This is a genomic window from Haladaptatus caseinilyticus (assembly GCF_026248685.1).
Classification (GTDB): domain Archaea; phylum Halobacteriota; class Halobacteria; order Halobacteriales; family Haladaptataceae; genus Haladaptatus; species Haladaptatus caseinilyticus.
This window is the reverse complement of sequence record NZ_CP111036.1, coordinates 1,051,678-1,075,857: the sequence shown is the minus strand read 5'-3', so window position 1 is coordinate 1,075,857 and position 24,180 is coordinate 1,051,678. Positions and strand designations below refer to the sequence as shown.

At 59.0% G+C, this 24,180-nt stretch carries 26 protein-coding genes; 12 read left to right on the top strand and 14 right to left on the bottom strand.

Annotated features, from left to right (window positions below; genetic code table 11):
- Positions 1-187 precede the first annotated feature (187 nt).
- Positions 188-643 (top strand): DUF5814 domain-containing protein, encoded by a 456-nt coding sequence (locus OOF89_RS06030; protein WP_266079254.1) that lies wholly within the window; start codon positions 188-190, stop codon positions 641-643.
- A gap of 23 nt (positions 644-666) precedes the next feature.
- Here the strand turns inward: OOF89_RS06030 and OOF89_RS06025 are convergent, their stop codons facing one another.
- A complete protein-coding gene (locus tag OOF89_RS06025; RefSeq protein WP_266079252.1) occupies positions 667-1,071 on the bottom strand; it encodes a ribbon-helix-helix protein, CopG family in 405 nt (134 codons plus the stop codon).
- Between the two features lie 126 nt (positions 1,072-1,197).
- Between OOF89_RS06025 and OOF89_RS06020 the strand changes: the two genes are divergently transcribed.
- Entirely contained in the window at positions 1,198-2,622 is a 1,425-nt protein-coding gene (locus tag OOF89_RS06020) for a YjiH family protein (protein WP_266079250.1), read from the top strand.
- Here the strand turns inward: OOF89_RS06020 and OOF89_RS06015 are convergent.
- Complete coding sequence (locus OOF89_RS06015; protein WP_266079248.1) at positions 2,616-3,260, bottom strand: helix-turn-helix domain-containing protein; 645 nt, start codon at positions 3,258-3,260, stop codon at positions 2,616-2,618. The two genes, OOF89_RS06020 and OOF89_RS06015, sit on opposite strands and share 7 nt — an antisense overlap.
- An 86-nt stretch (positions 3,261-3,346) precedes the next feature.
- Here OOF89_RS06015 and hutU point away from each other — a divergent pair, with 86 nt between their 5' ends.
- Genes hutU through hutH form a run of 5 tightly spaced genes read left to right on the top strand, consistent with a single transcriptional unit; the run spans position 3,347 to position 9,107 of the window.
- Positions 3,347-5,092 carry a urocanate hydratase gene (gene hutU / locus OOF89_RS06010; RefSeq protein ID WP_266079246.1) on the top strand — a complete coding sequence of 582 codons (1,746 nt, stop codon included), beginning with the start codon at positions 3,347-3,349 and terminating at the stop codon, positions 5,090-5,092.
- Entirely contained in the window at positions 5,089-6,033 is a 945-nt protein-coding gene (gene hutG, locus OOF89_RS06005; RefSeq protein ID WP_266079244.1) for a formimidoylglutamase, read from the top strand. Before hutU ends, hutG begins: the two co-directional genes overlap by 4 nt.
- Entirely contained in the window at positions 6,030-7,265 is a 1,236-nt protein-coding gene (gene hutI, locus OOF89_RS06000) for an imidazolonepropionase (RefSeq protein ID WP_266079242.1), read from the top strand. Before hutG ends, hutI begins: the two co-directional genes overlap by 4 nt.
- Positions 7,258-7,536, top strand: a complete 279-nt coding sequence (locus tag OOF89_RS05995) for a hypothetical protein (RefSeq protein WP_266079240.1) — start codon at positions 7,258-7,260, stop codon at positions 7,534-7,536. The genes hutI and OOF89_RS05995 overlap by 8 nt, the downstream gene beginning before the upstream one ends.
- A complete protein-coding gene (gene hutH, locus OOF89_RS05990) occupies positions 7,536-9,107 on the top strand; it encodes a histidine ammonia-lyase (protein WP_266079238.1) in 1,572 nt (523 codons plus the stop codon). The genes OOF89_RS05995 and hutH overlap by 1 nt, the downstream gene beginning before the upstream one ends.
- 12 nt (positions 9,108-9,119) lie before the next feature.
- On the opposite strand, the gene OOF89_RS05985 is transcribed toward hutH, so the two are convergent.
- The 3 genes from OOF89_RS05985 to OOF89_RS05975 form a co-directional block, all read right to left on the bottom strand.
- A complete protein-coding gene (locus tag OOF89_RS05985) occupies positions 9,120-9,347 on the bottom strand; it encodes a hypothetical protein (RefSeq protein WP_266079236.1) in 228 nt (75 codons plus the stop codon).
- A gap of 115 nt (positions 9,348-9,462) precedes the next feature.
- On the bottom strand, positions 9,463-10,113 hold the full coding sequence (locus OOF89_RS05980) for an RPA family protein (protein ID WP_266079234.1): 651 nt from the start codon (positions 10,111-10,113) through the stop codon (positions 9,463-9,465).
- Between the two features lies 1 nt (position 10,114).
- Positions 10,115-11,044 (bottom strand): replication factor A, encoded by a 930-nt coding sequence (locus tag OOF89_RS05975; RefSeq protein ID WP_266079232.1) that lies wholly within the window; start codon positions 11,042-11,044, stop codon positions 10,115-10,117.
- A 221-nt stretch (positions 11,045-11,265) separates the two neighbouring features.
- Here OOF89_RS05975 and OOF89_RS05970 point away from each other — a divergent pair, with 221 nt between their 5' ends.
- The 4 genes from OOF89_RS05970 to OOF89_RS05955 all read left to right on the top strand — a co-directional run bounded on the left by OOF89_RS05970 (position 11,266) and on the right by OOF89_RS05955 (position 13,872).
- Positions 11,266-11,577, top strand: coding sequence for a DUF7091 family protein (locus OOF89_RS05970; RefSeq protein WP_266079231.1), 312 nt, complete (start codon positions 11,266-11,268; stop codon positions 11,575-11,577).
- Positions 11,578-11,861: 284 nt separating this feature from the next.
- Complete coding sequence (locus OOF89_RS05965; protein WP_328517185.1) at positions 11,862-12,461, top strand: HdeD family acid-resistance protein; 600 nt, start codon at positions 11,862-11,864, stop codon at positions 12,459-12,461.
- A 107-nt stretch (positions 12,462-12,568) separates the two neighbouring features.
- A complete protein-coding gene (locus tag OOF89_RS05960; RefSeq protein ID WP_266079229.1) occupies positions 12,569-13,558 on the top strand; it encodes a mannose-1-phosphate guanylyltransferase in 990 nt (329 codons plus the stop codon).
- 44 nt (positions 13,559-13,602) lie between these two features.
- Complete coding sequence (locus OOF89_RS05955) at positions 13,603-13,872, top strand: hypothetical protein (protein WP_266079227.1); 270 nt, start codon at positions 13,603-13,605, stop codon at positions 13,870-13,872.
- A 12-nt stretch (positions 13,873-13,884) separates the two neighbouring features.
- On the opposite strand, the gene OOF89_RS05950 is transcribed toward OOF89_RS05955, so the two are convergent.
- The 6 genes from OOF89_RS05950 to OOF89_RS05925 all read right to left on the bottom strand — a co-directional run bounded on the left by OOF89_RS05950 (position 13,885) and on the right by OOF89_RS05925 (position 18,377).
- A complete protein-coding gene (locus OOF89_RS05950; protein WP_266079225.1) occupies positions 13,885-14,547 on the bottom strand; it encodes an adenine nucleotide alpha hydrolase in 663 nt (220 codons plus the stop codon).
- Positions 14,548-14,563: 16 nt separating this feature from the next.
- Positions 14,564-15,349 carry an SDR family oxidoreductase gene (locus OOF89_RS05945; protein ID WP_266079223.1) on the bottom strand — a complete coding sequence of 262 codons (786 nt, stop codon included), beginning with the start codon at positions 15,347-15,349 and terminating at the stop codon, positions 14,564-14,566.
- 22 nt (positions 15,350-15,371) lie between these two features.
- On the bottom strand, positions 15,372-15,848 hold the full coding sequence (locus OOF89_RS05940; RefSeq protein ID WP_266079221.1) for a Tfx family DNA-binding protein: 477 nt from the start codon (positions 15,846-15,848) through the stop codon (positions 15,372-15,374).
- 64 nt (positions 15,849-15,912) lie between these two features.
- Positions 15,913-16,359: a TRAM domain-containing protein gene (locus OOF89_RS05935; RefSeq protein WP_266079219.1), complete on the bottom strand. Its 447-nt coding sequence runs from the start codon at positions 16,357-16,359 to the stop codon at positions 15,913-15,915.
- A gap of 131 nt (positions 16,360-16,490) precedes the next feature.
- Positions 16,491-17,486 (bottom strand): radical SAM protein, encoded by a 996-nt coding sequence (locus OOF89_RS05930; RefSeq protein WP_266079217.1) that lies wholly within the window; start codon positions 17,484-17,486, stop codon positions 16,491-16,493.
- Positions 17,487-17,534: 48 nt separating this feature from the next.
- Positions 17,535-18,377 (bottom strand): alpha/beta hydrolase, encoded by an 843-nt coding sequence (locus OOF89_RS05925; RefSeq protein ID WP_266079215.1) that lies wholly within the window; start codon positions 18,375-18,377, stop codon positions 17,535-17,537.
- 165 nt (positions 18,378-18,542) lie between these two features.
- On the opposite strand from OOF89_RS05925, the gene OOF89_RS05920 reads away from it, so the two are divergent.
- Positions 18,543-19,643 carry a DUF373 family protein gene (locus OOF89_RS05920; RefSeq protein WP_266079213.1) on the top strand — a complete coding sequence of 367 codons (1,101 nt, stop codon included), beginning with the start codon at positions 18,543-18,545 and terminating at the stop codon, positions 19,641-19,643.
- 65 nt (positions 19,644-19,708) lie between these two features.
- On the opposite strand, the gene OOF89_RS05915 is transcribed toward OOF89_RS05920, so the two are convergent.
- The 3 genes from OOF89_RS05915 to OOF89_RS05905 form a co-directional block, all read right to left on the bottom strand.
- Positions 19,709-23,248, bottom strand: a complete 3,540-nt coding sequence (locus OOF89_RS05915; protein ID WP_266079883.1) for a DNA polymerase II large subunit — start codon at positions 23,246-23,248, stop codon at positions 19,709-19,711.
- Position 23,249: 1 nt separating this feature from the next.
- Complete coding sequence (locus OOF89_RS05910) at positions 23,250-23,669, bottom strand: PPC domain-containing DNA-binding protein (protein ID WP_266079211.1); 420 nt, start codon at positions 23,667-23,669, stop codon at positions 23,250-23,252.
- Between the two features lie 205 nt (positions 23,670-23,874).
- Positions 23,875-24,048, bottom strand: coding sequence for a DUF7556 family protein (locus tag OOF89_RS05905; RefSeq protein WP_266079209.1), 174 nt, complete (start codon positions 24,046-24,048; stop codon positions 23,875-23,877).
- Positions 24,049-24,180: the final 132 nt, after the last annotated feature.

Sequence of the window (24,180 nt, the reverse complement as noted above, 5' to 3'; positions counted from 1 at the left end):
GCGCCAGCGGTCGGCACACTCGCCCGCACGCGGTGGCGGTATTTGGAGTCGGCAATCGTCGGTCTCGTCGCTGTAATTTCCGACGACAGCAGATGATACAGAATTCTGTAAATGTTCAGTACCTCCGTCTACCTCTCCCCGTTGACGACACGCTTATCCGGCAGAACCGAATACGAATCGCATAAGCGTGGCTATCACGGACAAAATCTACGTCAAAAACCATCGTCAAATCTCCTCCCAACTAGAGACGAACATCCCGAAAGGAGCGTTCAAGGGTGCGACGCTGGATATCCTGTTTCAGGGCGATGGAATGCAAAAGCTGGACGGTGCGACGCGGGACAGAGTTCTCGACTTTGCCGAGGACTTCCTCGACTGTGACTGCCAGAGCAACCCGTACTGTGGCTGTCCGGAGCGGAAGTTCATGCGGTATCTGCTCGAACTGCGGGAGGGTGGACTCGGCCCGGACGCCATCGTTGACGTGATGAGCGACGACTACATGGTGTACGCCTATTCCGGCGACGTGCTATCCTTTTTGGACAACTCAGTGCGTACGCTGGAAGCCGTCGAGGAACTCGCCAACGTGGAGAATGACCACGAAGCGGAAGAACAGGCACGGCGCAAGAAACGCTCGCTGTCGGGATAGTCGGTTTCTATGGCCCTATCGGCTCAGCCGAGCCGGAACGGCTCGTCGTTTTCCAGTTCGTCATCCAGTTCTTCCAGCTGGATGACTTCCTCCTCCGTGTTGTCGTCCACTTTCGATTTTAGATGACGAACGTACTGTTTGTGTTCTTGTAGTTGGTCGCGGAGATGGTCCGCTTCCAGTTCGAGGCGCTCGTGCTCGCGAACGAAACTCTTCGGCACTTCGACTTTCGGTGGGAACGACGTTTCGTCGACGTCGGTAACTCGGTTTTCCGGAACCACTTGTACCTTCCCGTCGTGGGCGACCAGCATGTCCACATAATCGCGGAACACGGCCGACAGCGAAATGTCACGTTTTTCGGCGATCTCCCGCAGGGTTTCGAAGGCGTCCTCGTTGACCCGGAAGGAGATCGTCTTGTTTTTGTTGCCCATTGTTGTGTACATTACCGGTCTGACAGTACTTAAGGTTTCGTCAGACGAGCGGTTCCACCTACTATTTAAAAGACACCGCACACGGTGGTATGATTTATACCCTTTTCAGCTACAATTTGTGTGTCAATGTCTACCGGGAACGAATCGAAATGGACCGTGGATACCGAGCCGACCGTTCGAGACATCGATGATATCGAATTGAACGAATTCGACACCCGACCTGTCGCGAAGTTTGTCTTCGCGTTCGCCGTGGGTGCGTTTTTCTTTCTCCTTCCGATTCCGTGGGATGGACAGATAACCGTCCCATTCGACGTTGCTGTGAGCTATCTCACCGATACCTTTCCAACTGCTGTGGGCATCTACTCGCTTCTCATTATCCTTACCGGTGGCTTGCTCACCACCATCGCGCAGTTCGATGATCGGCGTCTCGGCTCGCTCGACCTCGCCTACTACGACAGTTCTCTCGTTTTCTGGTTCCTTCGGGTGGTCGGCATGCTTCTCGCGCCGGTCATGTTCTTCAAGCTCGGTCCGGAGTGGCTCCACACCGCCGGAACCGGTGGCTTCATGTGGGAAACGCTGGTGTACAGTGTCGGCGTTATCATCCCGACCGGGGCGATTTTCATCACCATCTTCGTCGAACTCGGCGGCTTGGAGTTCGTCGGGACGCTGTCCCGCCCACTCATGCGGCCCCTCTTTCGGGTTCCCGGACGAGCTGCCCTCGACAGCCTAGCCTCGTGGGTCGGTTCGTACAGTGTCGGACTCTACGTCACCCGGAACGTCTTCGAGCGCGGCGGCTACGACAAGCGAGACGTGTTCACGATAGCGACGTGTTTTTCGACGGTGAGCATCGGATTCGTCGGCGTCGTCGCCGACACGCTCGGATTGCTCTCCCTCTTTCCGGTCATTTTTCTCGCGTACTTCGTCTGTGTCGTGGTCTGTGGCTTCGTTCTCGTCCGAATACCACCTATCAGCACCATGCCTAACGAGTATATCGCCGAACCCGACCCCGAAATGCCGTTTCGAGGATCGGTGACGGAATACGTCAGATTCGCCGTGAGCGAAGCGGTCGGCAAAGCCGAACGGGGAGAGACGATCTTCGAGGCCGCGAAACGCGGTTTCATCGATGGACTGAAACTGACGAGTCTCATCCTCGGAACGATTCTCGCCGTCGGCCTCGCTGCTGTCCTTCTGTCGGCGTACACCCCGACGTTCGAAATCCTTGGCTCGCCGCTCGTTCCCGTGATTTCGTTGCTCGGCATCCCAAACGCGGAGGTCGTGGCACCGGCCTCTATCGTCGGCATCACGGAGATGTACGTGCCGGTTCTCATCGCGAAGGATGCTGCCCCGATGGCGAAGTTCTTCGTTGCCGTCCTCGCCGTCTCGCAACTCATCTTCTTCTCCAGCGTCGGTCCGATGATTATGGATATGTTCAACGATGTGCCGATTCGTTTCCGTGACCTCGTCTTCCTCTTCGTGCTTCGGACCGCCATCCTCGTCCCGCTCGTCGCCGCGATGACTCATTTCGTCGCTGCACTCGGTTTGCTTCAGTAGAACTCGATGATTCCATCGACAAGCTTGTTCTCCGCACGACGGAGATGCTCTTCCAACGTCCGGCGTTCGATTTCCATCTCGTCGGCAATTTCGGCCGTCGTCGTTTCACGCGGAATTCGATAATAACCCATCTCGTGCGCGATGACGAGCGCTTCCTGCTGACGCGGTGAGAGGTCGGCAATCGCGGTTTCTGGCGTGAGAAGGGGTCTGTCACCGGGGACTGTAGAAATCTCGCGCTTCGATTCGACGACGACGGGAAAATCGTCCACCAAATCCCGATAGAGTCCGGTGAGATTGCTCGAATCGAGTGCGAGTATCCGGCACCACTTTTCACCCTTCGCGTATCGAAGGGGTGGCACGAGTAGACAGCTGTGTCGGGCGAGATACGCTTCGATGGTATCAGTCTCGCGGTCTTTTAGGCACGTTTCGGTCATCGCCAGCCGCTCGTTTCCTTCGACCAGCAGTTCCTGCACGCCCACGAGTTCTTCGAGGTGCGCTAGCGCCTCTTTTCCCATCGGTCCGCTGACGTGGAGAAGGTCACAGTGGTCGTTACACCAGAGTTCGATGGTCGTCTCGGTTCCCAGGGTCGCGTCGGCGCAGGCACTGGGCTGTTCGATTCGCAGTACGACCTCGTGCATCGTCCGCTATTTCTCCGCGAATTATTTAAATAACCCTCCAAACGCAGGGACTGAGGTATTTGCAGTTCGCGCTCATATGACACACAATGAGCGAACAGACCGAAACGAACGAACGAACCGAAACACACGATGTGGGCGAACCGAGCGCCCAGTGGCGTGAGTATCAGGGTGCACCGACGGGATCCGATATCGAATGTAAGGGCTGGCGACAAGAAGCGGCCCTTCGGATGCTGAACAACAACCTCGACCCGGATGTCGGCGAAAAACCCAAAGATCTCGTGGTGTACGGCGGAACCGGTCGGGCGGCCCGCAGTTGGGACGCCTACGACGCCATTGTGACCGAACTGCGCGATCTCGACGACGACGAAACGCTGTTGGTTCAATCCGGAAAACCGGTCGGACGGTTCACGACGCACGAGCGCGCCCCTCGCGTGCTCATCGCCAATTCGAACCTCGTCGGGAAGTGGGACGATTGGGAGCATTTCCACGAACTCGAAGCGAAGGGGCTCATCATGTACGGCCAGATGACTGCCGGATCGTGGGCGTATATCGGCACGCAGGGTATCATTCAGGGAACCTACGAAACGCTGGCCGCCCTCGCGGACGAACATTTTGCGGGCGACCTGCGCGGGAAGATCGTCGTCACGGGTGGACTCGGGGGGATGGGTGGTGCCCAACCTCTCTCCGTGACGATGAACCACGGCGTCTGTATCGCTGCAGAGGTGGACGAATCCCGAATCGACCGTCGAATCGAGACTGGCTACTGCATGGAGAAGACGGATGATTTGGACGAGGCCATCGCAAACGCGACGGAAGCGGCCGAGGCGGGTGAACCGTACTCGATCGGCGTTCACATCAACGCCGCTGACATGCTGGAAGGCATGCTCAACCGCGACTTCGTTCCGGACGTTATCACCGACCAGACGAGTGCCCACGATGAACTGGAGGGCTACTATCCATCGGGATACACCGTCGAGGAAGCCGGCAAACTCCGCGATGTAAATTCCGAAAAATACGTCGAGGAAAGCCTGGACACGATGGCCCGCCACGTCCAGGGGATCCTCGACATCCAGGATGCGGGCGCGATCGCCTTCGAGTACGGTAACAACATCCGCGGACAGGTGAAAGAACACAGGGGGATGGAGCATGCCTTCGATTTCCCCGGATTCGTTCCGGCGTATATCCGCCCGCTTTTTTGTCAGGGAAAAGGACCGTTCCGATGGGCCGCGCTTTCCGGAAACCCGGCCGATATTCACAGAACTGATGAGGCAGTCGTCGAACTGTTCCCCGAGAAGGAACAACTTCACCGCTGGATAGACCTCGCACAGGAACAGGTCGAATTTCAGGGCCTCCCGTCGCGAGTGTGTTGGCTTGGATACGACACCGACGATGATGGCCTCACGGAACGCGCCCGGTTCGCGCTCAGAATCAACGAACTCGTCGCGGACGGCGAAATCGGGGCACCGATCGTCGTCACCCGTGACCATCTCGATGCGGGGTCGGTCGCCAGTCCGAACCGCGAAACGGAAGCCATGCGCGACGATTCGGACGCGATCGCGGACTGGCCGATTCTCAACGCCTTGCTCAACTGTGCGGCAGGTGCCGACATCGTTTCCGTCCACGACGGCGGTGGCGTCGGTATCGGCAACGCGCTTCACACGAACAACCACGTCATCCTCGACGGTTCCGACCTCGCGGCAGAAAAGGCCCGTCGTGTCTTTACCACCGACCCCGGAATGGGCGTGATTCGGCACGCCGATGCGGGTTACGACGTCGCACTCGATCAAGCGAAAAAATCGAACGTCCGGATCCCGATGCGTGATACAGAATGAGTGAGTTCGTACACACGTTCGACTGGGAGGGCACATCGGCCGACCCGAACGACGAACAGTTCGGTGACATCGTTGAATCCGCAACGATCGACACGGCAGACGAGTTCGACGCCGTCCTCGTCGGCGAACCCTACGACGGAGCGGTTATCGGCCGTGCGGGTGCGAGAGAAGGACCGTCCGCTCTCCGCAAACATCTCGCGGGCATCAAAACCCACCATTTCGACGCCGGACCGATCGGATCGCTCGGCGACCTCGGTGACGTTGCCAACCTCGAAAACGCCGACTGGGTCGAAGAAGCACAATCACTCGCGCACACCGCCGCCAGCGCGGTGCTTGACGGATCCTCGTTTCCGGTATTCCTCGGTGGGGATAACTCGCTCACCTACGCCAACGCCGTTCATTTGCTCTCCGACGAATCGTCACTCGGCGTCATCAATTTCGACGCTCACCTCGACGTACGCGAAGTTCGGGAGTCTCCGACCAGTGGAACTCCCTACCGTCAGTTGTTCGACTCGGAACTCGGCGGCGGACTCGATGCCTACGCTTGTGTCGGCGCTCGTCACTTCGAGACGAGCACCGAGTACGCGTCGTTCGTTCGTGAGAAAGGCGGCGAAATCGTTACCGCAGAAGAGGTCGGTGAGGACTCCGTCTCCGCGATCGACACCCCGCTCGACTCGATGGCCGATGTCGATACGATCTTCGTGAGCGTCGATTTGGATGTCCTGGACGCCGTGTTCGCACCTGGCGTCAGCGCACCCACGCCGGGCGGAATTTCTACTCGGGAACTGTTTCGGATGCTCCGACTTGCGGCGAGCGACGACCGAGTAGTCGGTTTCGAGATCGTCGAATGTTCGCCGTCGCTCGACCGCGATGGACTGACGGCGAAGGCTGGTGCACGGGCAATCGCACATTTCCTTTCCACACTCGGAGGTGGCCGATGAGCGGTCGAAACTCGGAACTTACAGCAGTCGTCCACGACGCAAAAGAAATCGTGACTATCGAGGCGGATGGGTCGCTCGGTATCTACGAAGATGCCGCAATCGCGGTGGTTGATGGGGAAGTCGCACGAGTCGGGGCGACTGGTCCTGTGACCCGAGAATACCCTCCCGAAGATGCGTCCTTCGCACTCGATGCGGGCGGGAAAGCAGTCATACCGGGTTTCATCGACCCACACACTCACGCCCTCTTTGCGGGCGACCGCTCCGACGAGTTCGAGGCGAAACTGCAGGGTAAGACGTATCAGGAAATCCTCGCCGATGGTGGCGGTATCCTCCGAACCGTCCGTTCAGTACGAGAGGCGAGCGACGAGGAACTGTTGTCGAACGTGCTCTCGCACCTCGATACCATGCTCGCCCACGGAACCACCACCGTAGAAATCAAATCCGGCTACGGACTCGATACCGAGACTGAACTCCAAATGTTGGCGGTCATCGCTCGCGCTGACGACCAGCACGCAGTCGATGTGATTCCGACGTTTATGGGTGCTCATGCGATTCCGGAGAGTCGAGACGCCGACGAGTACGTGAACGAAGTCGTCGAAGAACAGATTCCGGCGGTCGCCCAGCAGGGAATAGCACAGTTCTGCGACGTGTTCTGCGAGGAGGGCGTGTTTTCCGTCGAGCAGTCTCGACGTGTACTGGAAGCCGGGGAAGAGTACGGCTTGACCCCGAAAATCCACGCAGAGGAACTCGCCCACATCGGCGGGACGCAGCTCGCCGCAGAACTCGGTGCGACCAGTGCCGACCACCTTCTCTACGCAACCCAGGAGGATATCGACGCGGTCACAGAGGCAGGAGTCGTCCCCGTCTTGCTCCCGGGAACCGCATTCGGCCTGGGTGCGGAGTTCGCCGACGCTCGGGCGTTCCTCGATGCGGGTGCTCCCGTCGCCATCGCGACTGATTTCAATCCGAACTGTTACTCTCAGAGTATGGGATTCGCGGCCTCACTTTCGTGCGTGGAGATGGGGATGACCCCTGCCGAATCGCTGGTTGCGGGGACGAAACACGCCGGGATGGCACTCGATATGGCGGACGGGTCGGGGACGCTTCAACCCGGGACACCGGGCGATATCGCCGTTCTGGACGCGCCGAGCTACGTCCACGTCCCGTACAACTTCGGCGTGAACGCGGTGGAGACGGTGCTGAAGGACGGCGAGGCGGTCCATCGTGCGTGAAAACGATATCGAGGGGTGTGAGGGTACGAACAGTTCCCCGTCGGTTCGTTCGTCTGCACCCGATGGTTCGTCAGTCGGTTTACCGTTGGCAGTTGCGGACTCCAAGCGACCGCAACCGCACCATCGCAGGGGAGGCGCTCACCACCTGCCCGAGGAGCACGGCGTGGGGCGCACGAACATCGCCCGTGAGGGCTTTCGTGGCTACGACCGCCGAAACGGTTCTCACCCCTCACCGACCGACAACCACACCACTACGAAGGTGAACCTCTAATGACCGAAATACAAGTAGACGGCGAATCGCTCACGCCGGAAGACGTGGAACGGGTCGCTCGGGACGACGCGACCGTTTTTATCCCCGAAGAAACCCGCGATCGCGTCCAACGGGCCCGAAAACGCGTCGAACAGGTGGTCGAAAGCGGCGAAGCGGTTTACGGCGTCAATACCGGATTCGGCGAACTCGTGGACGAACGAATTCCACCGGAAGACATCGAAACGCTCCAAGCCAACCTCGTCCGGAGTCACGCCGCTGGGGCAGGCAGGGAGCTGACCCGTGAGGAGGTTCGTGCGATGATGCTCGGACGGGTCAACGCGCTCGTCAAGGGCTACTCCGGCATTCGTGAAATCGTCGTTGACCACCTCGTGACGATGCTGAACGAAGGTATCCATCCCGTCGTCAAATCGCGCGGAAGCCTCGGTGCGAGCGGTGACCTCGCACCCCTCGCACATCTCGCGCTGGTACTGATGGGTGAGGGTACCGCAACCGTCGCCGGAGAAAAACTGAACGGAGCGGATGCCCTCGAAACCGCTGGACTCGAACCGGTCACGCTCGCGGCCAAGGAAGGGTTGGCACTCATCAACGGCACACAGCTTTCGGTCGGATTGGCCGCGCTCGCCGTTCGTGATGCGGAACGCGCGATTCGCGCGGCGGACGTTGCCGGCGCACTCACGACCGAAGTGACGATGGGGACGACCGCCTCAGCGGACCCAGTTATCGCCGACATTCGTCCCCACGACGGGCACGCGGAGAGCGCACGAAACGTCAAACGGCTCACCGAGAACTCGGAAATCGTCGAATCACATCGCAACTGCGACCGTGTGCAGGATGCCTATTCGCTTCGCTGTCTGCCGCAAGTTCACGGTGCGGTTCGGGATGCGGTCGCCCATCTCCGCGGGGCGGTCGAAATCGAACTCAACAGCGCGACCGACAATCCCCTCATCTTCCCCGCTGACGCGGTGAACAGCCGTGCCAGCGGCACGGGCGACGCCGCAGTTCTTTCGGGCGGCAACTTTCACGGCGATCCGCTCGCACTCCCGCTCGACTATTTGACGAACGCCATCACCGAACTCGCGGCCATCTCGGAGCGCCGTGTGGACCGAATGCTCAACCCGAACATTCAGGAACCGCATCTCCCACCGTTCCTCACCGAACACAGCGGTCTGCGGTCCGGTTACATGATCGCCCAGTATACCGCCGCGGCACTGTTGAACGAAAACCGGTCCATCGGTCGCGCCTCGATGGACAACACGCCCGTCAGCGGCAATCAGGAAGACCACGTGAGCATGAGTGCCCAGAGTGCGTACAACGCTCGCCGGGCGGTCGAAAACACCCTCGCCATCGTCGGTATCGAACTTGTCTGCGGTGCACAAGCAAGCGAATTCGTTTCCGACGATCTCTCGCACGGCACCGGTACCGGTGCAGCTTACGACGTTGTCCGTGAGGTCGTACCCCCGCTGACCGATGACCGGCCGATTCACGAGGATATCTCGGCCGCCGAAACCATCGTCTGGTCCGGCCTCCTCGAAGAGCGCGTCGAGGACGCGCTCTCGGAACCCCTCGATTGATTTCGTTTCGAACTACTCCGCCTTCATTTTGGTCGGGTTGGATTCCATTCGTGGCGTTCCTGTCGCGTCCAGTGCCCACACGCCGTGATCGTCGCATTCGAACACGCGTCTAAAGATGCACCTCGACTCCACACCGCAGTCTGGACAGGGGTTGGCAGGTGCTTCGGCGGAGGTGTCTACTTCCATCGCACCGTACACCTCCCGCCACCCGCCGCTTGGGGATGTTCGATCGTCGGGCATGTTGTATCGTAATATCGTGGGTTTTCGACGGTTGTTCCTCTCGAACCGTTTGGTAGACGGTTCGCTATCCGACAACTCTTCATCCGACTACTCCCGAAAGAGATGTGACGTCTCGCTACTGGAGCGGCGTTTCGCTTTCACCGTCCGCTTCGTCGCTCACACCGCCGTCGCTCAGTTCCTCGTCGTTCGACTTTCCGTCCGTATCGAGACTTTCGAGCGCTCGGATTGCGTTCTCCCGATACGAGTCGATCGGTCGGTCGTACTGCTCTTTCGCCATGGCGGCGTAGCGGTTCGTCTCGTCTTCGAACGTCGAGATGCGTTCGAGCGTTCGCTCGGCGGTTTCGACCACCCAGCGGTCACGTGTCGATTCATCGACCACGGTGATGGATTCGGGACGAAGCGAGACGTTCACCGTTCCGTCGTCCATCTCGTAGGTTCGTGGTTTTCCGGCGATGGCGACGTATTCCGGCGCTTCTAGTTCGCGAAGCATCGCCGCGGCGTCGGGTTGGTACTGCCCCGCGTACACGAAGAACGTGTCGCCGTTCGGGTCAACTACCCGTCCACGCCAGTACTCGCTGTCTTCGCCGACGTCTTCTTTTTCGGTTAGCGTCCCGACGACGAAGACTCGGTTCGCTCGCTCGCCCGTGGGGAGGAGCAGGTAGACCGGTGCGCGTTCGTCATCCGACTCTTTGAACGTATAGCTCGCGTCGTTGAACTCCGCTGCGAACGTCCTGCGTGCGACTTCTCTGGTAGGTGCTCCACTCATGTTACATCGACCTCGCTTTGATAAGCGCCGCTTCCGCATCCACTGTTCCGGACAGTTGTTCGACATCGTTCGCCAGTACGTACCGACCCATGGTCGGTCCTGCCACGCGGTAGTAGTAGCCGAGCGTCTTTTCGCGCATTTCGTCGGCCACGACGGTGGTGTCGAGTGCGTCCATCGCCATCTGCTTGGCTTCGTCCAGTTCGATGCCGGTCAGATTCTCGGTCGCTTCCTGATTGAAGATGACCTCGTGAACGTCGTTTCCGTCGTCCACGACGCCCTTGATTCGGAGGTCGAATTCACCTTCCTGCTCGCCGTGTTCCGAACAGCGCCCGTTTTGGAGGACGCGCGTGCAATCTTCCTCGGGACAGCGCTTGATAAGGCCGCTGCCGGACTGGATATCGATCAACGCGCCCTCGATTTCGGTCGCGTTGTCGCCGACTTCGATGTCGGTATCGAGTTCCTCGACGGTCGTGGTTCGGTTGAGTTTCACCGAGTAGCGACCTTGATACTCGTCAGTGACGACGTTGCCGAGTCGGTAGACGACCCCCTCTTCGAGTTCGGGCAGGTCGGATTTCGCCCACTTGGTGAACTTGATCGTGCCCGTCTCGTCACCGAGGAGGCCGACCTGGCCGACCGAGTCGCTTCGCGGTTCCCAAAGGTCGACGACCTTGGCCGTGAGGTTTACCCACTGCTCGTCGATTTCGATGTCGTCAACCGCTACGTCGCTGGTACCGCCGGTTCGGATGTCGTCGCGTTCGAGTCCGGCCTCGTCCAGATAATGGCTGGTAACGCTCCGTCGTGCCTCTTCCATGGGCACCTTGTACTCGTTGACCAGACTGTCGAGACGCGATGCTACGTCGTCGACGGATACGTCGAGATGGTCGGAGAACTGTTCGTGTATTTCCTCTGCGTGCTGTCGCACATCGGTCATGGTTGCTCCGTCTCCACTTCGTTTTCTATGGGAGACGTATCGGTGTTGGTTCGCGATAGTATAAAAGGTTACGCGAGGGTACCGGAAGTGAAAAATGGGTCCTAACGCGGCCTCGTGGCTGTATTCTGTACCTGACCGTTTCGAACTGTTCGTCCATGGCGTGTGAGAGTGCGGCCCGCTCGTCGGGGAAACCTTTCATTCCTCGACCACCAACATGAGGTATGGACGACCGTCTCGAACGCTTCCTCCGCATCAAACTCAGGGAAGCGGGGAAAAAATATGCCAAAACCCGAGAATCGGCGGACCGGCAGATGAAAGAAGCGAAGGAAGCCTATCGAAACGCACATGACGCGGTACTTGCGGATTTGCCACAGGACGAACACGGGAGGGCAAAAATCGTCTGCCGGAGACATGTAGAACGACGGGCAGTACGACTCGATACGGAAGGTCGTCCAGCGTGCTTCGACGCGGAACATCCCGCCTGCGATGGATGTGTCGAAGATATTCGAGAGCGAACCATCGAGACGTGGTAGCCCCGATTTAAATAGCAGATTTCTGACTATCATTCCAAAAGCAAAAAGCGAGTGACAGCTATGCGATGCGGTGTCTATTCTTCCGAAAATGATTACTAGACAAATATATATTCTCAAAATCATGTCTGTAAAACGTCTTTCATTCCGATTTCGTATTTCGATAGACTGAGTCTCTCTTCGGGACGATATTGCTCAAAAACGGTCCGGTCTCGGGAATTTCCTTCAAATAAAGAACACAATTTATGCTCTTGGCTAGCATATACGGTATTCGGGGTACTATAACAATGAGCACAAAAGTAGAGAGCGGTGCTGAAATGGTATCGAACGCTTCGGAAACTTCGTGGCGGGCTTCGATGGGCGCGGGGGCAATCATCGCAGTAATCGGCGTTCTTGCCATCCTTTCACCGTTCGTGGCCGGGGTGTCGTTGTCGATACTACTCGGCGCGCTTCTGATCGTCGGCGCTCTCGTTCACGTCGCACACGCCTTCTCGGGTGGCTGGAAGCGATTCGTCATACAAGCGCTACTCGCGGTCGTTTACGCCATCGCCGGTATTGCGCTTCTGTCGAACCCGGTCCTCGGACTAACGACGCTGACCATCCTTGTGGTGGCGTTCCTGTTCGTGGAGGGCATCCTCGAAATCGTCATGGGATTCCAAGCTCGCGGTGACAAAGGCTGGGGTGCGCTCGTCGTGAGTGGCGTCCTCGCGCTGGTTATCGCCGGAATCATCTGGGCCGGATTCCCCGGAACTGCGCTGTGGGCGGTTGGACTCCTCTTCGGAGTGAACCTCCTCGTCACTGGCGTCTCGATGATGTTCATGGCACAGGGCACCAGAACTGCGGCCCGCAAAGAAGCTCCGTCCGAAACGGAAGCACGCGGCGCCTAAGCCGACTTGTTTTTGCGAGTGCAGCCTGACAACGATTACCGGAACTGTCGTAACTCCCGTGAGCACCGATAGACCGATTTTTGCCATCACCTATCGTTCCCTTTCGTATGACTCGCCCGCTCGTCGCACTCATCATGGCCGGTGGAACCGGAACGCGACTATATCCGGCGAGCAGAAGCGACCGTCCCAAGCAGTTCCTCTCGCTTCTTGGAGACGACTCCCTGCTGGCCCAAACCGTCGAACGCGCCGGCTTCGCCGACGAAGTGTTCGTCTGCACTGCCGCAGCACACGCCGACCTCGTGCGCGAACACGTTCCCGAAGCCGGCGTGCTGGTCGAACCGGAACCGAAAGACACCGGCCCAGCACTCGTGTATGCGGCCCACCGAATCCGCGAACAAATCGGCGACTGTGTCCTCCTTTGCATGCCGAGTGACCACCACATCGCGGGTGATTTCGAATCCACTGCTCGCCATGCCGTATCAGTTGCAGTGGAAACGAAGGGGGTTGTCACTGTGGGAATCGAACCCACTCGCCCTGCGACAGGATACGGGTACATCGAACCCGGTACGGAGCACGAAGACTACTTTGACGTTGCTCAATTTCGAGAAAAACCCGACGCTGAAACCGCAGAGCAGTTCGTAAAGGATTGTTTCTACTGGAACGCGGGACTGTTTGCGTGGACGCCAAACGCGTTCCTGCGAGAGGCCCGCGACTCCCCACTCGAACCACTCGTTACCGCGCTCGAAGATGGCGATGCCGAACACGGATTCGACACAGTCGAACCTGTGAGTGTCGATTACGCCGTGATGGAACGAACTGACGACACATACATCGTCCCCGCCGATTTCGAGTGGGACGACCTCGGATCGTGGGACGCACTGGAACGACTCGTTCCCGGGGAAAATACAGTTCTCGGCGATGCGCTGAGTATCGACGCGACAGGGAACGTCGTCGCCAGCGACAAACACGTGAGCCTCGTCGGTGTGGATGATTTGATCGTCGTGTCGTTCGACGATCGTGTTCTCGTCGTTCCGAAGGAAGAGGCACAGCGTGTGCGCGAAGTGGTTTCGCGATTGCGTACGGAAGACGCATTCTGAGTAGCCACCAATTTTCTTGTTGTCCTCGTCGAACAGCCCATGCTATGACAGACACACCAGCCGTTCAATCGGTCGAAACGGAAGACGAATACATTCACGTTCGATTCCGAGACCCGAACGAGTTCGACACGATTCGGACGCCGGATTGGGCAGCAAACGCCGCACAGGACGTCTCTTCGGGGGCGGAAGTCAGAACCGGGAAACGGGAGGACAGCGACGATTGGGTGGTCCAGAGCGTCCTCATCAAAAAACAGGCGGGCGAGGAGAAAGCCCGCGACGAAGCCAAACGAATACTCGAGAAAATCGAGTCGTAACGGAATCGGAACTTACCGCAAATCGCAGTAGTGAAATTCGCCGTCGCCCACCTCTCGTGTTACCGTCTTCCCGTCTTCGACCGATATCGACGAGTCGAAAATCGGGCCGTCCCGGACGAACGTGTGGAACTCCCCGTTTTTGCCGCACGGGTCGATATCCCGGGGTAAATCGGCGAGGAAAGCAGGGTCAAGTTCGCGGCCCACGAACGAGGAATCGAGCAGTGAGTCATCCACTGCTACGACGGTGGCGCGAAATCCGGCGTCGAGAAACGATTCGATTTGTTCCTCCGTGTTCGGATTCCATACCGGCCAGCAGCCGTCAATACTCGTCTTTTCGAGCCGGTATTCCCGATACCGCCGTATGTCTTCCAAGTACAGGTCAGCGAAGGCGACACGGTCGATGCCACGGGATTCATACTCGGCCATCACGTTCGCCATCCGTGATTCGTACTCCTCGTTCGAACACGCCAGTGGCAGCTCCACGAACCGAATTGGGAGCCCGATACTCTCCGCTCGCTTCTCGTACAGTTCCCGCCGCACGCCGTGCATACTACTACGTCCGTTTTCCGAAATCGTCGTCAGTAGTTCAGCTACGCTGTCCGTACCCAATTCGAGGAGAGCGTATGCAGCATCCTTTCCACCGCTCCATGACACCACCGTCTTTGGATCCGCCATCACGTCTGCTCTCCCATTAACTTCGGAGCCTACCACCGTCTACCGGGAGCGCGACGCCGGTGATGAAACTCGCGCTTTCGCTTGAAAGGAAGGCGACTGCTTCCCCGAGTTCCATCGGGTCGCCGACTCGATTCATCGGGATGTCGCTCGACCAGTCCGCGAGTCCGTCTTCGTAGCTGTCGTACTCACCGCGTTCGAGAGCCGCCTCCACGAGTTCCTGAATTCGGGGTGTCTCGTGCGCGCCCGGCAGAACCGCGTTGACTCGCACGTCAGGTGCAAACTCGCGAGCTTGGGTTTTCATCAATCCGATGACTCCCCGACGTACCGCGTTCGAGAGGACGAGACCGTCGATCGCCTCCCGAACGCTGGTGGAGGTGATGTTCACCACCGTACCCGCATCGCTGTCCGCGAGGTATGGATAGGCGCGCTTCGTCAGCCAGACGACGCTCATCACGAGCAAATCGTAGGCGGCGTACCAGTCGCGTTCGGTAGTGTCGAGAAACCGCCCGCTCGGTGGCCCACCCGCCGAGGTCACGAGGTGATCGAGACCGCCGAACTCCTCGACGGTCGCCTCGATGAGTGTCTCGATTTCGTCCGGATCGGTGATATCCGTCGGCACCGAGAGAACAGCGCCATCGCCCATTCCCTCGATTTCCCGTTCCGCGTCGGCTAGATCGTCTTCACTGCGGGCACAGATGACGACGTTCGCTCCCTCTCGGGCTAACGCCTTCGCGCTCGCCAGTCCCAGTCCACTCGAACTCGCCGTAACTAACGCCGTGTTACCTTCTATATCGAGGTCCATATTCCGAAATCCGTGGGAACTGCTAAAACTCCTCGGGGGATGATTGGCGAACCGTCACTTCACCGTCGTGCGTCACGCCGATGAGCAAGGGCGTTCGGACTCCCCGTCCTTCGACGGCGTTGCCCGCCTCGTCGCTGATTCGTTTCATCAGCTCCGGTGCGGCGTGGTTTACCTTCACACCTGCCTCGTCGCACGCGTCGTACACACGCGACGGCACGTCGTACAGGTCCGTGTTCGGTTCGACTTCGATTCGAACCGGTGCCTGGAGTGTTTCCGCGAACGCCACTGTTTCGTGTGCTTTGCGAACGTTTTCGCGGGCACTCGCCTCGACGCTGGAAACGTTCGCCCGCGAGGTACCGAGACGGTCCGCGATATCGGTTTGTGCAACCCCCCGCTCGCGGAGTGCCAGCACCTCTGCTTGTCGTCTGGTGAGAACACTCGTCTCCGCGCAAAACCCTGCCCGGTGGAGTATCTCATCCACGTCCGGTTCGTCGCTCATATCACTGCCTCCGGCATGCGTGACTGTACATGCCCAACCTGCAAAGGACTGTCCACTTCGCGGACTATCCGCCCCAGAAGTTGTCCCGACTTCCGAGGCGTTCGCGGCGTTCACGTTTTCTTCGGTTCGTCGTTTCCGGTTCCCCTTCTCCCGTGTCCTCCGCTTCGTCCTCCGGTTCCATCGGGAGGCGCTCGACGGGGTCGGCCGTCGCGTGATTGCCCTTTACGTTCGTGATTTTTACTTTAGCGCGAGCGTCGGGGAGGATGCCGTCCACGAGTACGATGAATCCTTCGTCGGTCCGACCGACGCCGGAGCCGCTCTCGTGAATGTCGTCGATCTCCACGATGACTTCCTCGCCCGGTTGGACGGGAGCGGTTTTCAGTTCCCGGATCGGCTGGTTGTAGTGGTTACACCACTCCGCACCGCCGCGGTCGCCGTAGTGGTGACAGCCCATTCCGCTGATTCGTTCCTCGAAACTGGGGCAGCTATCTGCCAGTGGACAGTCCGGCATGAGTGTGAATTTTGTGGCACTCGCCTAAACACTTCCGCAACCTTTTCTTGCGGTCGGGTGCCAACCCCCGCGCCGATTCGGCGCACTGCTCCTCGCTGTCGAGAACACGAAAAAACGAAAACGAGAGCGATTTACGCCAATGGCGTTCGTTCGACCACTTGCCCGTCGTAGGTTGGATACTGCTCCACGATTTCGCCTTTTTCCACGTCACCTTCGTCTATCATCTCCTCCAACAACCACCACGCGACTTCGATGTGGTCGGATTTGACGGTGTAGAACTCCTCGGGAACGCCGAGTTTCGCGAACCGCTCTTCGGTGGCCCACGTCTTTCCATAGATAAGCGTGCCATCGTCGGTCACGTCGTCGAACTCACGGCGGATTTGGCGCGCCATGCGCTTCAGGCGGTTTCGGTGCTGGGCGGCGTCCTTGAACACCGAGGTACAGAAGTATACGCGTGGATGGTCGCCCATCACGTCCAGAATCTGCTCTTTCGACCCATCGACTGCGGACATGTGACCCTCTTGGAGTTCGTACCCCTCGGCTTGCATTCGGCGGTAGTTACCCTGGCTCATCTCGAATTCGTTGACGTTGCAGAATTCCGCCGCGCCTTCGTCAAGGAATTCGAGGAACTCCTCTTCAGCCCGGATTCCAGGTATTTCGAACGAGGGCGTGATTCCTTCTTCACGCGCAATGTACAATATGTCCTCCCACTCCGACCCGTGCATCTCGCCCCAAAGTTCGTACGGCGGATGGAAGCGAATCTCGTCCAGTCCTGCCTCGGCGAGTCGGCGCATGTTCTCGCGCCCACCCGTGATTCCGGTGTAGAGGTGCGTGTGGTGGTCGTCACCGAACTCGTCTTTCAGCATCGAGATATAGCGGCACGTCTTGTTCATCGCCTCCTGTGGCTCGCCACCCGTGATGGACGTACCGAGGGCGTCCATTCGCTTTGCCTCGGTAATGATGTCCTCGTCGTTCTCGATCTTCCGCTCGTTCGCGTATACGTCGGTGACGTTTTTCCGGTTCTCGCCGAGCGGGCAGTAAAAGCAGTCGCGCTGGTCGCAGTACCCGTAGACGAAGAGCACCATCTTGCCACCCATGGCGCACTGTTCACAGCCCTTGGAAATCATTCGTTAGTCCGTTTTACCCGTGGAGACTCAAAAAGCGTGCGAATTACGTTACTCCCCGCCACAAACCGTGTTCAGGAGTTCGTTCATGAGCGACCGCATCGCGTAATCGTTCTCCTCGAAGGCATGCTGGCCGTGTGCACTGCCCGAAATTTTCTCGAACCGTTTCGGACTCGGAGCGTTTTCGTGCATCTGTTTCGTCGTCCGCACAAACCGATCCTTGTCACCTCTGCTCACGACGAACAGCTTCCATCCCTGCATCCCGCTTGCCGACTCCGTGGCTTTTCCGGGCGAGATTGCGAGCGTTCCGTCGATAGTTCCACTCCCTGCCCGCGAGTTGGCGCGAACGACTGCGTTCGCCCCCGCGCTGGCCCCGATGAGAACCACGTTTTTCACTCCGACGCGCCGACGGAGATATCGAACCGCGGCGAGAACGTATTCCGGGGTCGTGCTTCGGTCGTCCAGGTTCAGGTCGATTGTCAGACAGGTGTACCCCTCTTCGGCGAGCTTTCGCGCCTGTGGGAGCCAGCTTTTCCGGTCGAAACCGACCCCGTGAGCGAAGACGACCCCGCACGGCCCTTCCCCGAGAAGTGTCCCTCGTACTGTCGCACCACCGTTCGTCCTGAATTTCACGTCACCGCCTCCCTTCGGAGGATTCGTCCCTCCCGTCGTTTCATCCGTCTCCGTCTCACTGGTCGTCGATTCATCAGTCGTACTCGTCCCTCTGCTCGTCGTCCCGCCTTCGATTGTGGAACCCCTCGTCGTCGGTTCGTTTTTCGCTTCACTGGTCGTTTCTGTGGCTCCGTCACCGCTGGACGAGCACCCAGCGAGGCTGACCGCTGTGGCGGCCCCAACCGCTTGTAGAATGCGGCGCCGTGTCGGTGTTTTCGTCATGGTTGGGGAACTCGCGTATTGCTGTATTATTATACGCGACCTAATATCGCGCGAGCAACGCTCCTTGTACCGTTCACGCCGATTTAGACCGTTTAGAGTCGTTTCTTCGTCTGGTGTCTCGCTTCTCCCGAAAACAGTTAAACATCCCCCGCGTACCTGCGGGCAATGCTGCTGGTGCTGTGTGTAGACCTCGACGACGACCTTGGCCGAAAAACCGACTTCGAAACGCCGGTCATCGGCCGAGACGAAGTCGAGGCCGCCGCCGTCGCGCTCGCAACCGCAGACCCCGAAGACAGTGACGTCAACGTCATGTTCGAGGGCGTCCACCTGTACGACCGAATCGACGCCGAGGAGAGCGTCGAAGTCGCAGTCGTTACCGGAAACGAAGGGAGCGATATCAGCGCGAACAGGGAGGTCGGCGAAGAGGTAGACACCGTCTTGGCGAGCATCAGCACGAGCGAGGAGATTACGACCGTCATCGTCACCGACGGTGCACAGGACGAGAGCGTCGTTCCGGTCATTCGCTCCCGCATTCCGGTCGATGGCGTCCGGCGGGTCGTCGTCCGGCAGGCACAGGATTTGGAGTCGATGTACTATACGATCAAACAGGTGTTGAACGACCCCGAAACGCGCGGGACGATTCTCGTCCCGCTCGGTATCCTCCTGCTCATCTATCCGCTCGCCCTCCTCGCGGACAAAAACGGGATGCCCGGCGCTGTCGTCATCGGCGGTACGTCCGCACTCCTCGGGTTGTACGTCCTGTTCCGCGGACTCGGGCTCGAACGCCTGGTTGACCATGTCGCAGGAAAAGCCAGAAACAGCTTATACTCCGGTCGTGTGACGCTCATCACCTACGTCGTGGCCGCAGCCCTGCTCATCATCGGCGGCGTCAGTGGCGTCGAAACCCTCGAAGCGGTTCGGGCGGATCGCGGCGGTGCCGACCTCGGTGCGGTTCGAGTGCTTGCATCGTTGGTCTATGGCGCAGTCGTCTGGTTCTCGGCAGCGGGTATTACCTCCAGCCTCGGTCAAATCACGGACGAGTACCTCGCCGACGAGTTCGAATGGCGCTATCTGAACGCGCCGTTCTATGTCCTCTCTATCGGTGGCGTTCTGTACGCCGTGAGCGCCTACTTCCTCAGCCGCGTTTCGCTGGAGTTCCTCGCCGGAATGCTGACCGCAGGAACCCTGTTGGGATTGGCCAGCACGCTCGTTTTCGCCATCGCCGAATCGCGATACTCCCGCTCCGGGAAAGCAAGGATGAGCTAGAAACAGAACCGTCCTGCGCCGTCGTTGCTCGCGCTCGCCGCCGCTCCGTCGTCGCTCGCGGGAAACTACATGAAATCCGCAATGCCGGACTGCTTGTTCTTGTCGTTCTCGAACACGCTTTCCAACGACCGGTCGAGAATTTGGAGTCGCTGTTTGGTATACTCGCGGCAGTCGTACTCGTCGGCGACCTGAATCGCGGTGTCCATGTATTTGTTCACGGACCCTTGGTGAACCGTCAGGTTCACTCGGCCGCCGCACTCCCGGCAGTCCCCGGAAAGGGGCATTCGGCGGTACTTCACGCCGCAGTCCAGACAGCGCGTCTCCTGCCGTGAGAAGGCGCGAAGGTTTCCGATGAGGTCGGGCAGGAAGTGCCCTTCGATGACGCGCTCGGCCACGTCGGTCTGGTCCACCGCCCGCGTCTTCCGGGCCAGTTCCAACTGCGCGTTCATTTTGTCCATCATCGACCCGAGCGTTTTGTAGGCGGAGAGGTCCGGTCCCAATGCGATGTTCGAGGTGTCGTGGGTGTGTCTGAAGTTCGTGTACTCCTCGTCGGTGCCGAGATAGTCCTCCGCGATGGTGATGTCCACGTCTTCCGGGTCGGCCATCTCCAGCGTAGCCTCGTAGAACTCACGCGGATACCGGTCCACGATGTCCATGTTGTGTGCCTCGTCGTCGATTTCCGATGGGTCGATACGCGAGGACATTACCAGCGGGGCGTCCATCTGGCCCCCACGCTTGTCCGGCAGGAACTCCTTCGAGAAGTTGAGCAGGCCGTCCATCAGGAGCATTACGCAATCCTCGTCCCCATCACAATTTCTTCGCTTCGCCGCGTGAAAGTAAGGATGGGCATACCCAACCGCGGCACTCGTGAACCCGATAATTCGCCCGACGACCGCTGCGGAGGTGTGGGGGGCCATCCCGAAGACGAGTTCGCCGACCAGCTCCTCGCGTTCGTCCATCTCGTAGAACGGGTCGAGACCGTAGTAGTCGGTGAGGAGATTGTCCACGAAATCGGCCGTTTTGAGCAGGTGTTCGGCCGCGCCATCCGAGAGAACGATGTCTTGCACCCGTAGTTCCACGAGTTGGTCGTCGTGGCGGAGCGGTTCGCCGTGGATGTCCTCGTCGTAGCCCAGCGCGCGGAACTGATCCGCACTCACGTCCAGCTCGGATGGCCGAACCGCGGTCACGGGCAGGTCGGTCATGTCATATCGAATCGTCCCGTCCTTGAACGCGCTGACCCCGTGTTTCGCGCGGAGAACTCCTTTTTCGATGGGCTCCGGCGTCTTGTGCGACGATGTCAACCCTTTGACGCCCTTGAGCGTGTCAAAGACGTTTTGACGTTCTCCAACCGATTCGAGTGCGTTTCGGAACTCTTCGTTCAGGTTGATGGTCTGTGGTTCGACGCTCGTTGCGAGTATCTCACACCGGGGACACTCCGCCCGTCCGGACTGGTCGGGTTCGACTGTCGTCCCACATTCCGGACATTCGTAATCCGGATAAGTGTTGTCACCACACTCCGGACAGCGACATTTGAACGTGGGGTTGCCACAGGTTTCGCACTCTCGCCGACCGATACGCACTTCGGTCTCCCCGCGCACACCGGACATGCCTTCCGTGTGGTTCGCGGCTTTCGCCATGTCACGCTGGTTGCCACCCGTTTCGCCGATGGGAAAGAGCGTGTGAACTGCGGGGCTGAGTTCGCGCTTCTCCGACTTCTCAGGGCGACCCATTCGGTTCCCGATTCGCGTCGGCGCACGCTCCCTGATTTCGAACGGCGCGACTTCGTTCACTGCTTGAATCGCGTTGTCGCCGTTCTCGGCTTCGCCCCACTCGCGCGCTTTCCGGGACAGGTCGTCGATGTCGTCCCATTCCCTGTTCAGGTCATCGTCGAATCCCAGCGAGCGAACGAACGATTTCCACTCCGAAATCTCGATTTCCTCACCCTGCCAATGCTGGACGAGGAGCCGTTCGAGTGCGGTTCGAACATCGTCCGTGTTCTCGATAACGAGTCGCCCATCCCGAATCTCGCCCGCTTCCACGGCGGTTGCAAGTCGCTCAAATTCGGCGACCGAAATATCGTGCCAGAGGTAGGTGAACTTGGGATGGAGTGGTACGTCGTGTTCGGTCGCCCAATCGAGCGCTTCGGTCACTGACGGTTCTTCGAGGTCGATACGGGGATTGTCGCGCATAGCCTGCACGTCCACCCCGGCGTGTTCGAAGTCCTGAATCCACCATTCGAAGGTGTAGGAGGCGGGTGCGAGTGGGTGATTGTTCTCCACGAATTCGCCGTAATTGACGAGATATTCGCCGAGGTCGAGTATCTTTTTGACGCCGTTTCTCACTTCGAGCGCTTCTTCGATGTCGTCGATTCGGCGAACGTCACCGTTTGCCAGTCGTACGGTCGGTCCCTCGATGGTGTCCACGGGGATAACGCCCGCCGCCTTTCCGGGACGCTCGGTTTTTATCTGCGTCCCGGTCGCGAGGAAGTCGTCCACGAGGTGCATCGTCGCCGGATGTACACCGGCGGTTGCGAACCCATGATTCCGTGCTCTGCCGTATCGGAGGCGGAATCCTCCGGGTTTGCTCGGATGTGTAAAAACGGGTCGTCCGGCGATGAGGTCACGGAGAAACTTCGTCGCGGGTTCGACTCGAAGCGGGCCGTTCGGCCCGTCGTCCGTTTCGGCTTCCTCGTCTTCCCCTTCCGCATCGCTCTCCTCGGAATCGTCGGTTTCCGCTTCCGATTCCGTTTCTCCCCCTTCGTCATTCCCGATGGTGCCGTCGATGAGGTCTTGCAACCATGGCCAGTCGATCTCGTCCAAGTTTCGCGTGTATCGCTGAATTTTGGGTGCTTTCAGTGCGATACCCTCCGCGAGAACGAGACACATTCCACCGCGGGCGCTGTTGGTATCGACGCGTTCCAAGTCACGAAATCCGGAGACTTCCTCGTCGCCGGTTGCCTCCCCGTCCAGCATAACGGGCATGTTCTCGGCGATGAACTTCGACTCCTTGTCCTTGGGGGAGTACTGCAAACCGGTTTCGGCGTCGTAGAGGTTTATCTCCTCGGCGTAGCGTTCGATTTCGTCGTCTCGGGCTTTGTACTCGTCTAAACCGATCAGCGCACGAGTGTAGTCGGCGACGAGGACGGACAGTGCCTGTGCCGTTCCCCCAGCGGAGCGAATCGGCCCGGCGTAGTAGACGTTGACGAACTCCGTTCCGTCGTCGTTCGTGAGAATCTCCACACGGTCGATTCCCTCGATGGGTGCAGCGACTACGCCCTCCGTGAGCAGGGCAACTGCGGTTCGAACTGCACCTTCGACCTTTCCGTCGCGTGTTTCGTAATCCCCGACGTTGCCCTCCGCGAAGTCCTTTGCCAGTTCGAGGGCGGCCTCTTCACGAGACATTTCCCCTTCGAGTTCGCGAACGCGCTCAGCAACGCCTTCGATGCCGAGAATGTTCTCGACACGGTCGGCCATGTCCTTGGCGACTGGAATCTCGACTTCCGGTTGTGGGTCGCCGCTGTTTTTCCGTGCAGTTTCGGCAACGTCGAACGCGTCGTCCAACTGGGTCTCCAGTCGCTCGAAGTATCGCCTGTCTTCTTCGCGCATGTTATAGCCAGAGATCCAAGTCGGTCGGTTCGTCGTGTTCACGAACCAGTGGCTCCTCGAATGTTCGCATATACACTTCTCCTGCGAATACGGTCGCGGAATCGAGGTGTCCCGCGAGTGACTGTCCAGACTGTCGCGATAGTACAGCATGCGTGTGGGCGAACGGCTCCCCATCGAGGAGTGAAACGTTGCCGACGCAAGATGCGACTTCGAGCGGTTCGTCGAAGCTCACTTCTCGATATTCCTTTTCGTCCTGGTCGTAGAACCAGACGTCCGCGTCCTGTACTGCTCCCATAGCGACGAACCACGCCGACTCGATAGTCTCGTCTTCGGCGAGCGATTCGATTTCCGAACGCCAGTCCGCGCCGTGCCCGAGTCGAGCGACGAACTCACGTTCCCCGGTGACCTCCCGATAGTTCATGTCTGCATGGAACTGCACCGAGGACAAAAAAGGTTCAGTATCGATTCGTTTCCCTCGTCCTCAACCGAGGTATCGAGTTGTTTCCAGATGGTGGGGGGTCATACCAGTCAGAAATTCAACAATCACGGCGGTGATTCTGCATTCTGAAAGAAGATAAAACTGCGATCGGGGGCGGTTCGGGGGGAACGAAACGAGCTATCGGGGACTACTGCCAGTCCGGTAGCGAGGCTGCGTCCGTTACGCGCATGGAGATCCATGCGTCCTCGCGTGAGATGTCTGCGATGACGAGCCGCTCCGTCTGCCCGTCATCGTCCACCGAGGCCATGACCTCAGTGTCATCTGCAACCGACACCGACACTGCTGCCGTATCCGGCGTCATACTTTGAGAGAGTGTACCAAGGAATATAAGGGCACCGAAACGATTACACGTGGTCTAGTCAGTGACAGTATCCCTCGCCCCGAACTGACCGGTCGCGTAGGAAATGGGCCATTTATGGGAATAATTGTGTGG

Excerpts from the sequence above, each read along its gene's own strand:
- OOF89_RS06025 (WP_266079252.1), bottom strand. The coding sequence starts at position 1,071 with ATGGGCAACAAAAACAAGACGATCTCCTTCCGGGTCAACGAGGACGCC.
- OOF89_RS06020 (WP_266079250.1), top strand. The coding sequence starts at position 1,198 with ATGTCTACCGGGAACGAATCGAAATGGACCGTGGATACCGAGCCGACC.
- OOF89_RS06015 (WP_266079248.1), bottom strand. The coding sequence starts at position 3,260 with ATGCACGAGGTCGTACTGCGAATCGAACAGCCCAGTGCCTGCGCCGAC.
- hutU (WP_266079246.1), top strand. The coding sequence starts at position 3,347 with ATGAGCGAACAGACCGAAACGAACGAACGAACCGAAACACACGATGTG.
- hutG (WP_266079244.1), top strand. The coding sequence starts at position 5,089 with ATGAGTGAGTTCGTACACACGTTCGACTGGGAGGGCACATCGGCCGAC.
- hutI (WP_266079242.1), top strand. The coding sequence starts at position 6,030 with ATGAGCGGTCGAAACTCGGAACTTACAGCAGTCGTCCACGACGCAAAA.
- hutH (WP_266079238.1), top strand. The coding sequence starts at position 7,536 with ATGACCGAAATACAAGTAGACGGCGAATCGCTCACGCCGGAAGACGTG.
- OOF89_RS05985 (WP_266079236.1), bottom strand. The coding sequence starts at position 9,347 with ATGCCCGACGATCGAACATCCCCAAGCGGCGGGTGGCGGGAGGTGTAC.
- OOF89_RS05980 (WP_266079234.1), bottom strand. The coding sequence starts at position 10,113 with ATGAGTGGAGCACCTACCAGAGAAGTCGCACGCAGGACGTTCGCAGCG.
- OOF89_RS05975 (WP_266079232.1), bottom strand. The coding sequence starts at position 11,044 with ATGACCGATGTGCGACAGCACGCAGAGGAAATACACGAACAGTTCTCC.
- OOF89_RS05970 (WP_266079231.1), top strand. The coding sequence starts at position 11,266 with ATGGACGACCGTCTCGAACGCTTCCTCCGCATCAAACTCAGGGAAGCG.
- OOF89_RS05965 (WP_328517185.1), top strand. The coding sequence starts at position 11,862 with ATGAGCACAAAAGTAGAGAGCGGTGCTGAAATGGTATCGAACGCTTCG.
- OOF89_RS05960 (WP_266079229.1), top strand. The coding sequence starts at position 12,569 with ATGACTCGCCCGCTCGTCGCACTCATCATGGCCGGTGGAACCGGAACG.
- OOF89_RS05955 (WP_266079227.1), top strand. The coding sequence starts at position 13,603 with ATGACAGACACACCAGCCGTTCAATCGGTCGAAACGGAAGACGAATAC.
- OOF89_RS05950 (WP_266079225.1), bottom strand. The coding sequence starts at position 14,547 with ATGGCGGATCCAAAGACGGTGGTGTCATGGAGCGGTGGAAAGGATGCT.
- OOF89_RS05945 (WP_266079223.1), bottom strand. The coding sequence starts at position 15,349 with ATGGACCTCGATATAGAAGGTAACACGGCGTTAGTTACGGCGAGTTCG.
- OOF89_RS05940 (WP_266079221.1), bottom strand. The coding sequence starts at position 15,848 with ATGAGCGACGAACCGGACGTGGATGAGATACTCCACCGGGCAGGGTTT.
- OOF89_RS05935 (WP_266079219.1), bottom strand. The coding sequence starts at position 16,359 with ATGCCGGACTGTCCACTGGCAGATAGCTGCCCCAGTTTCGAGGAACGA.
- OOF89_RS05930 (WP_266079217.1), bottom strand. The coding sequence starts at position 17,486 with ATGATTTCCAAGGGCTGTGAACAGTGCGCCATGGGTGGCAAGATGGTG.
- OOF89_RS05925 (WP_266079215.1), bottom strand. The coding sequence starts at position 18,377 with ATGACGAAAACACCGACACGGCGCCGCATTCTACAAGCGGTTGGGGCC.
- OOF89_RS05920 (WP_266079213.1), top strand. The coding sequence starts at position 18,543 with ATGCTGCTGGTGCTGTGTGTAGACCTCGACGACGACCTTGGCCGAAAA.
- OOF89_RS05915 (WP_266079883.1), bottom strand. The coding sequence starts at position 23,248 with ATGCGCGAAGAAGACAGGCGATACTTCGAGCGACTGGAGACCCAGTTG.
- OOF89_RS05910 (WP_266079211.1), bottom strand. The coding sequence starts at position 23,669 with ATGAACTATCGGGAGGTCACCGGGGAACGTGAGTTCGTCGCTCGACTC.
- OOF89_RS05905 (WP_266079209.1), bottom strand. The coding sequence starts at position 24,048 with ATGACGCCGGATACGGCAGCAGTGTCGGTGTCGGTTGCAGATGACACT.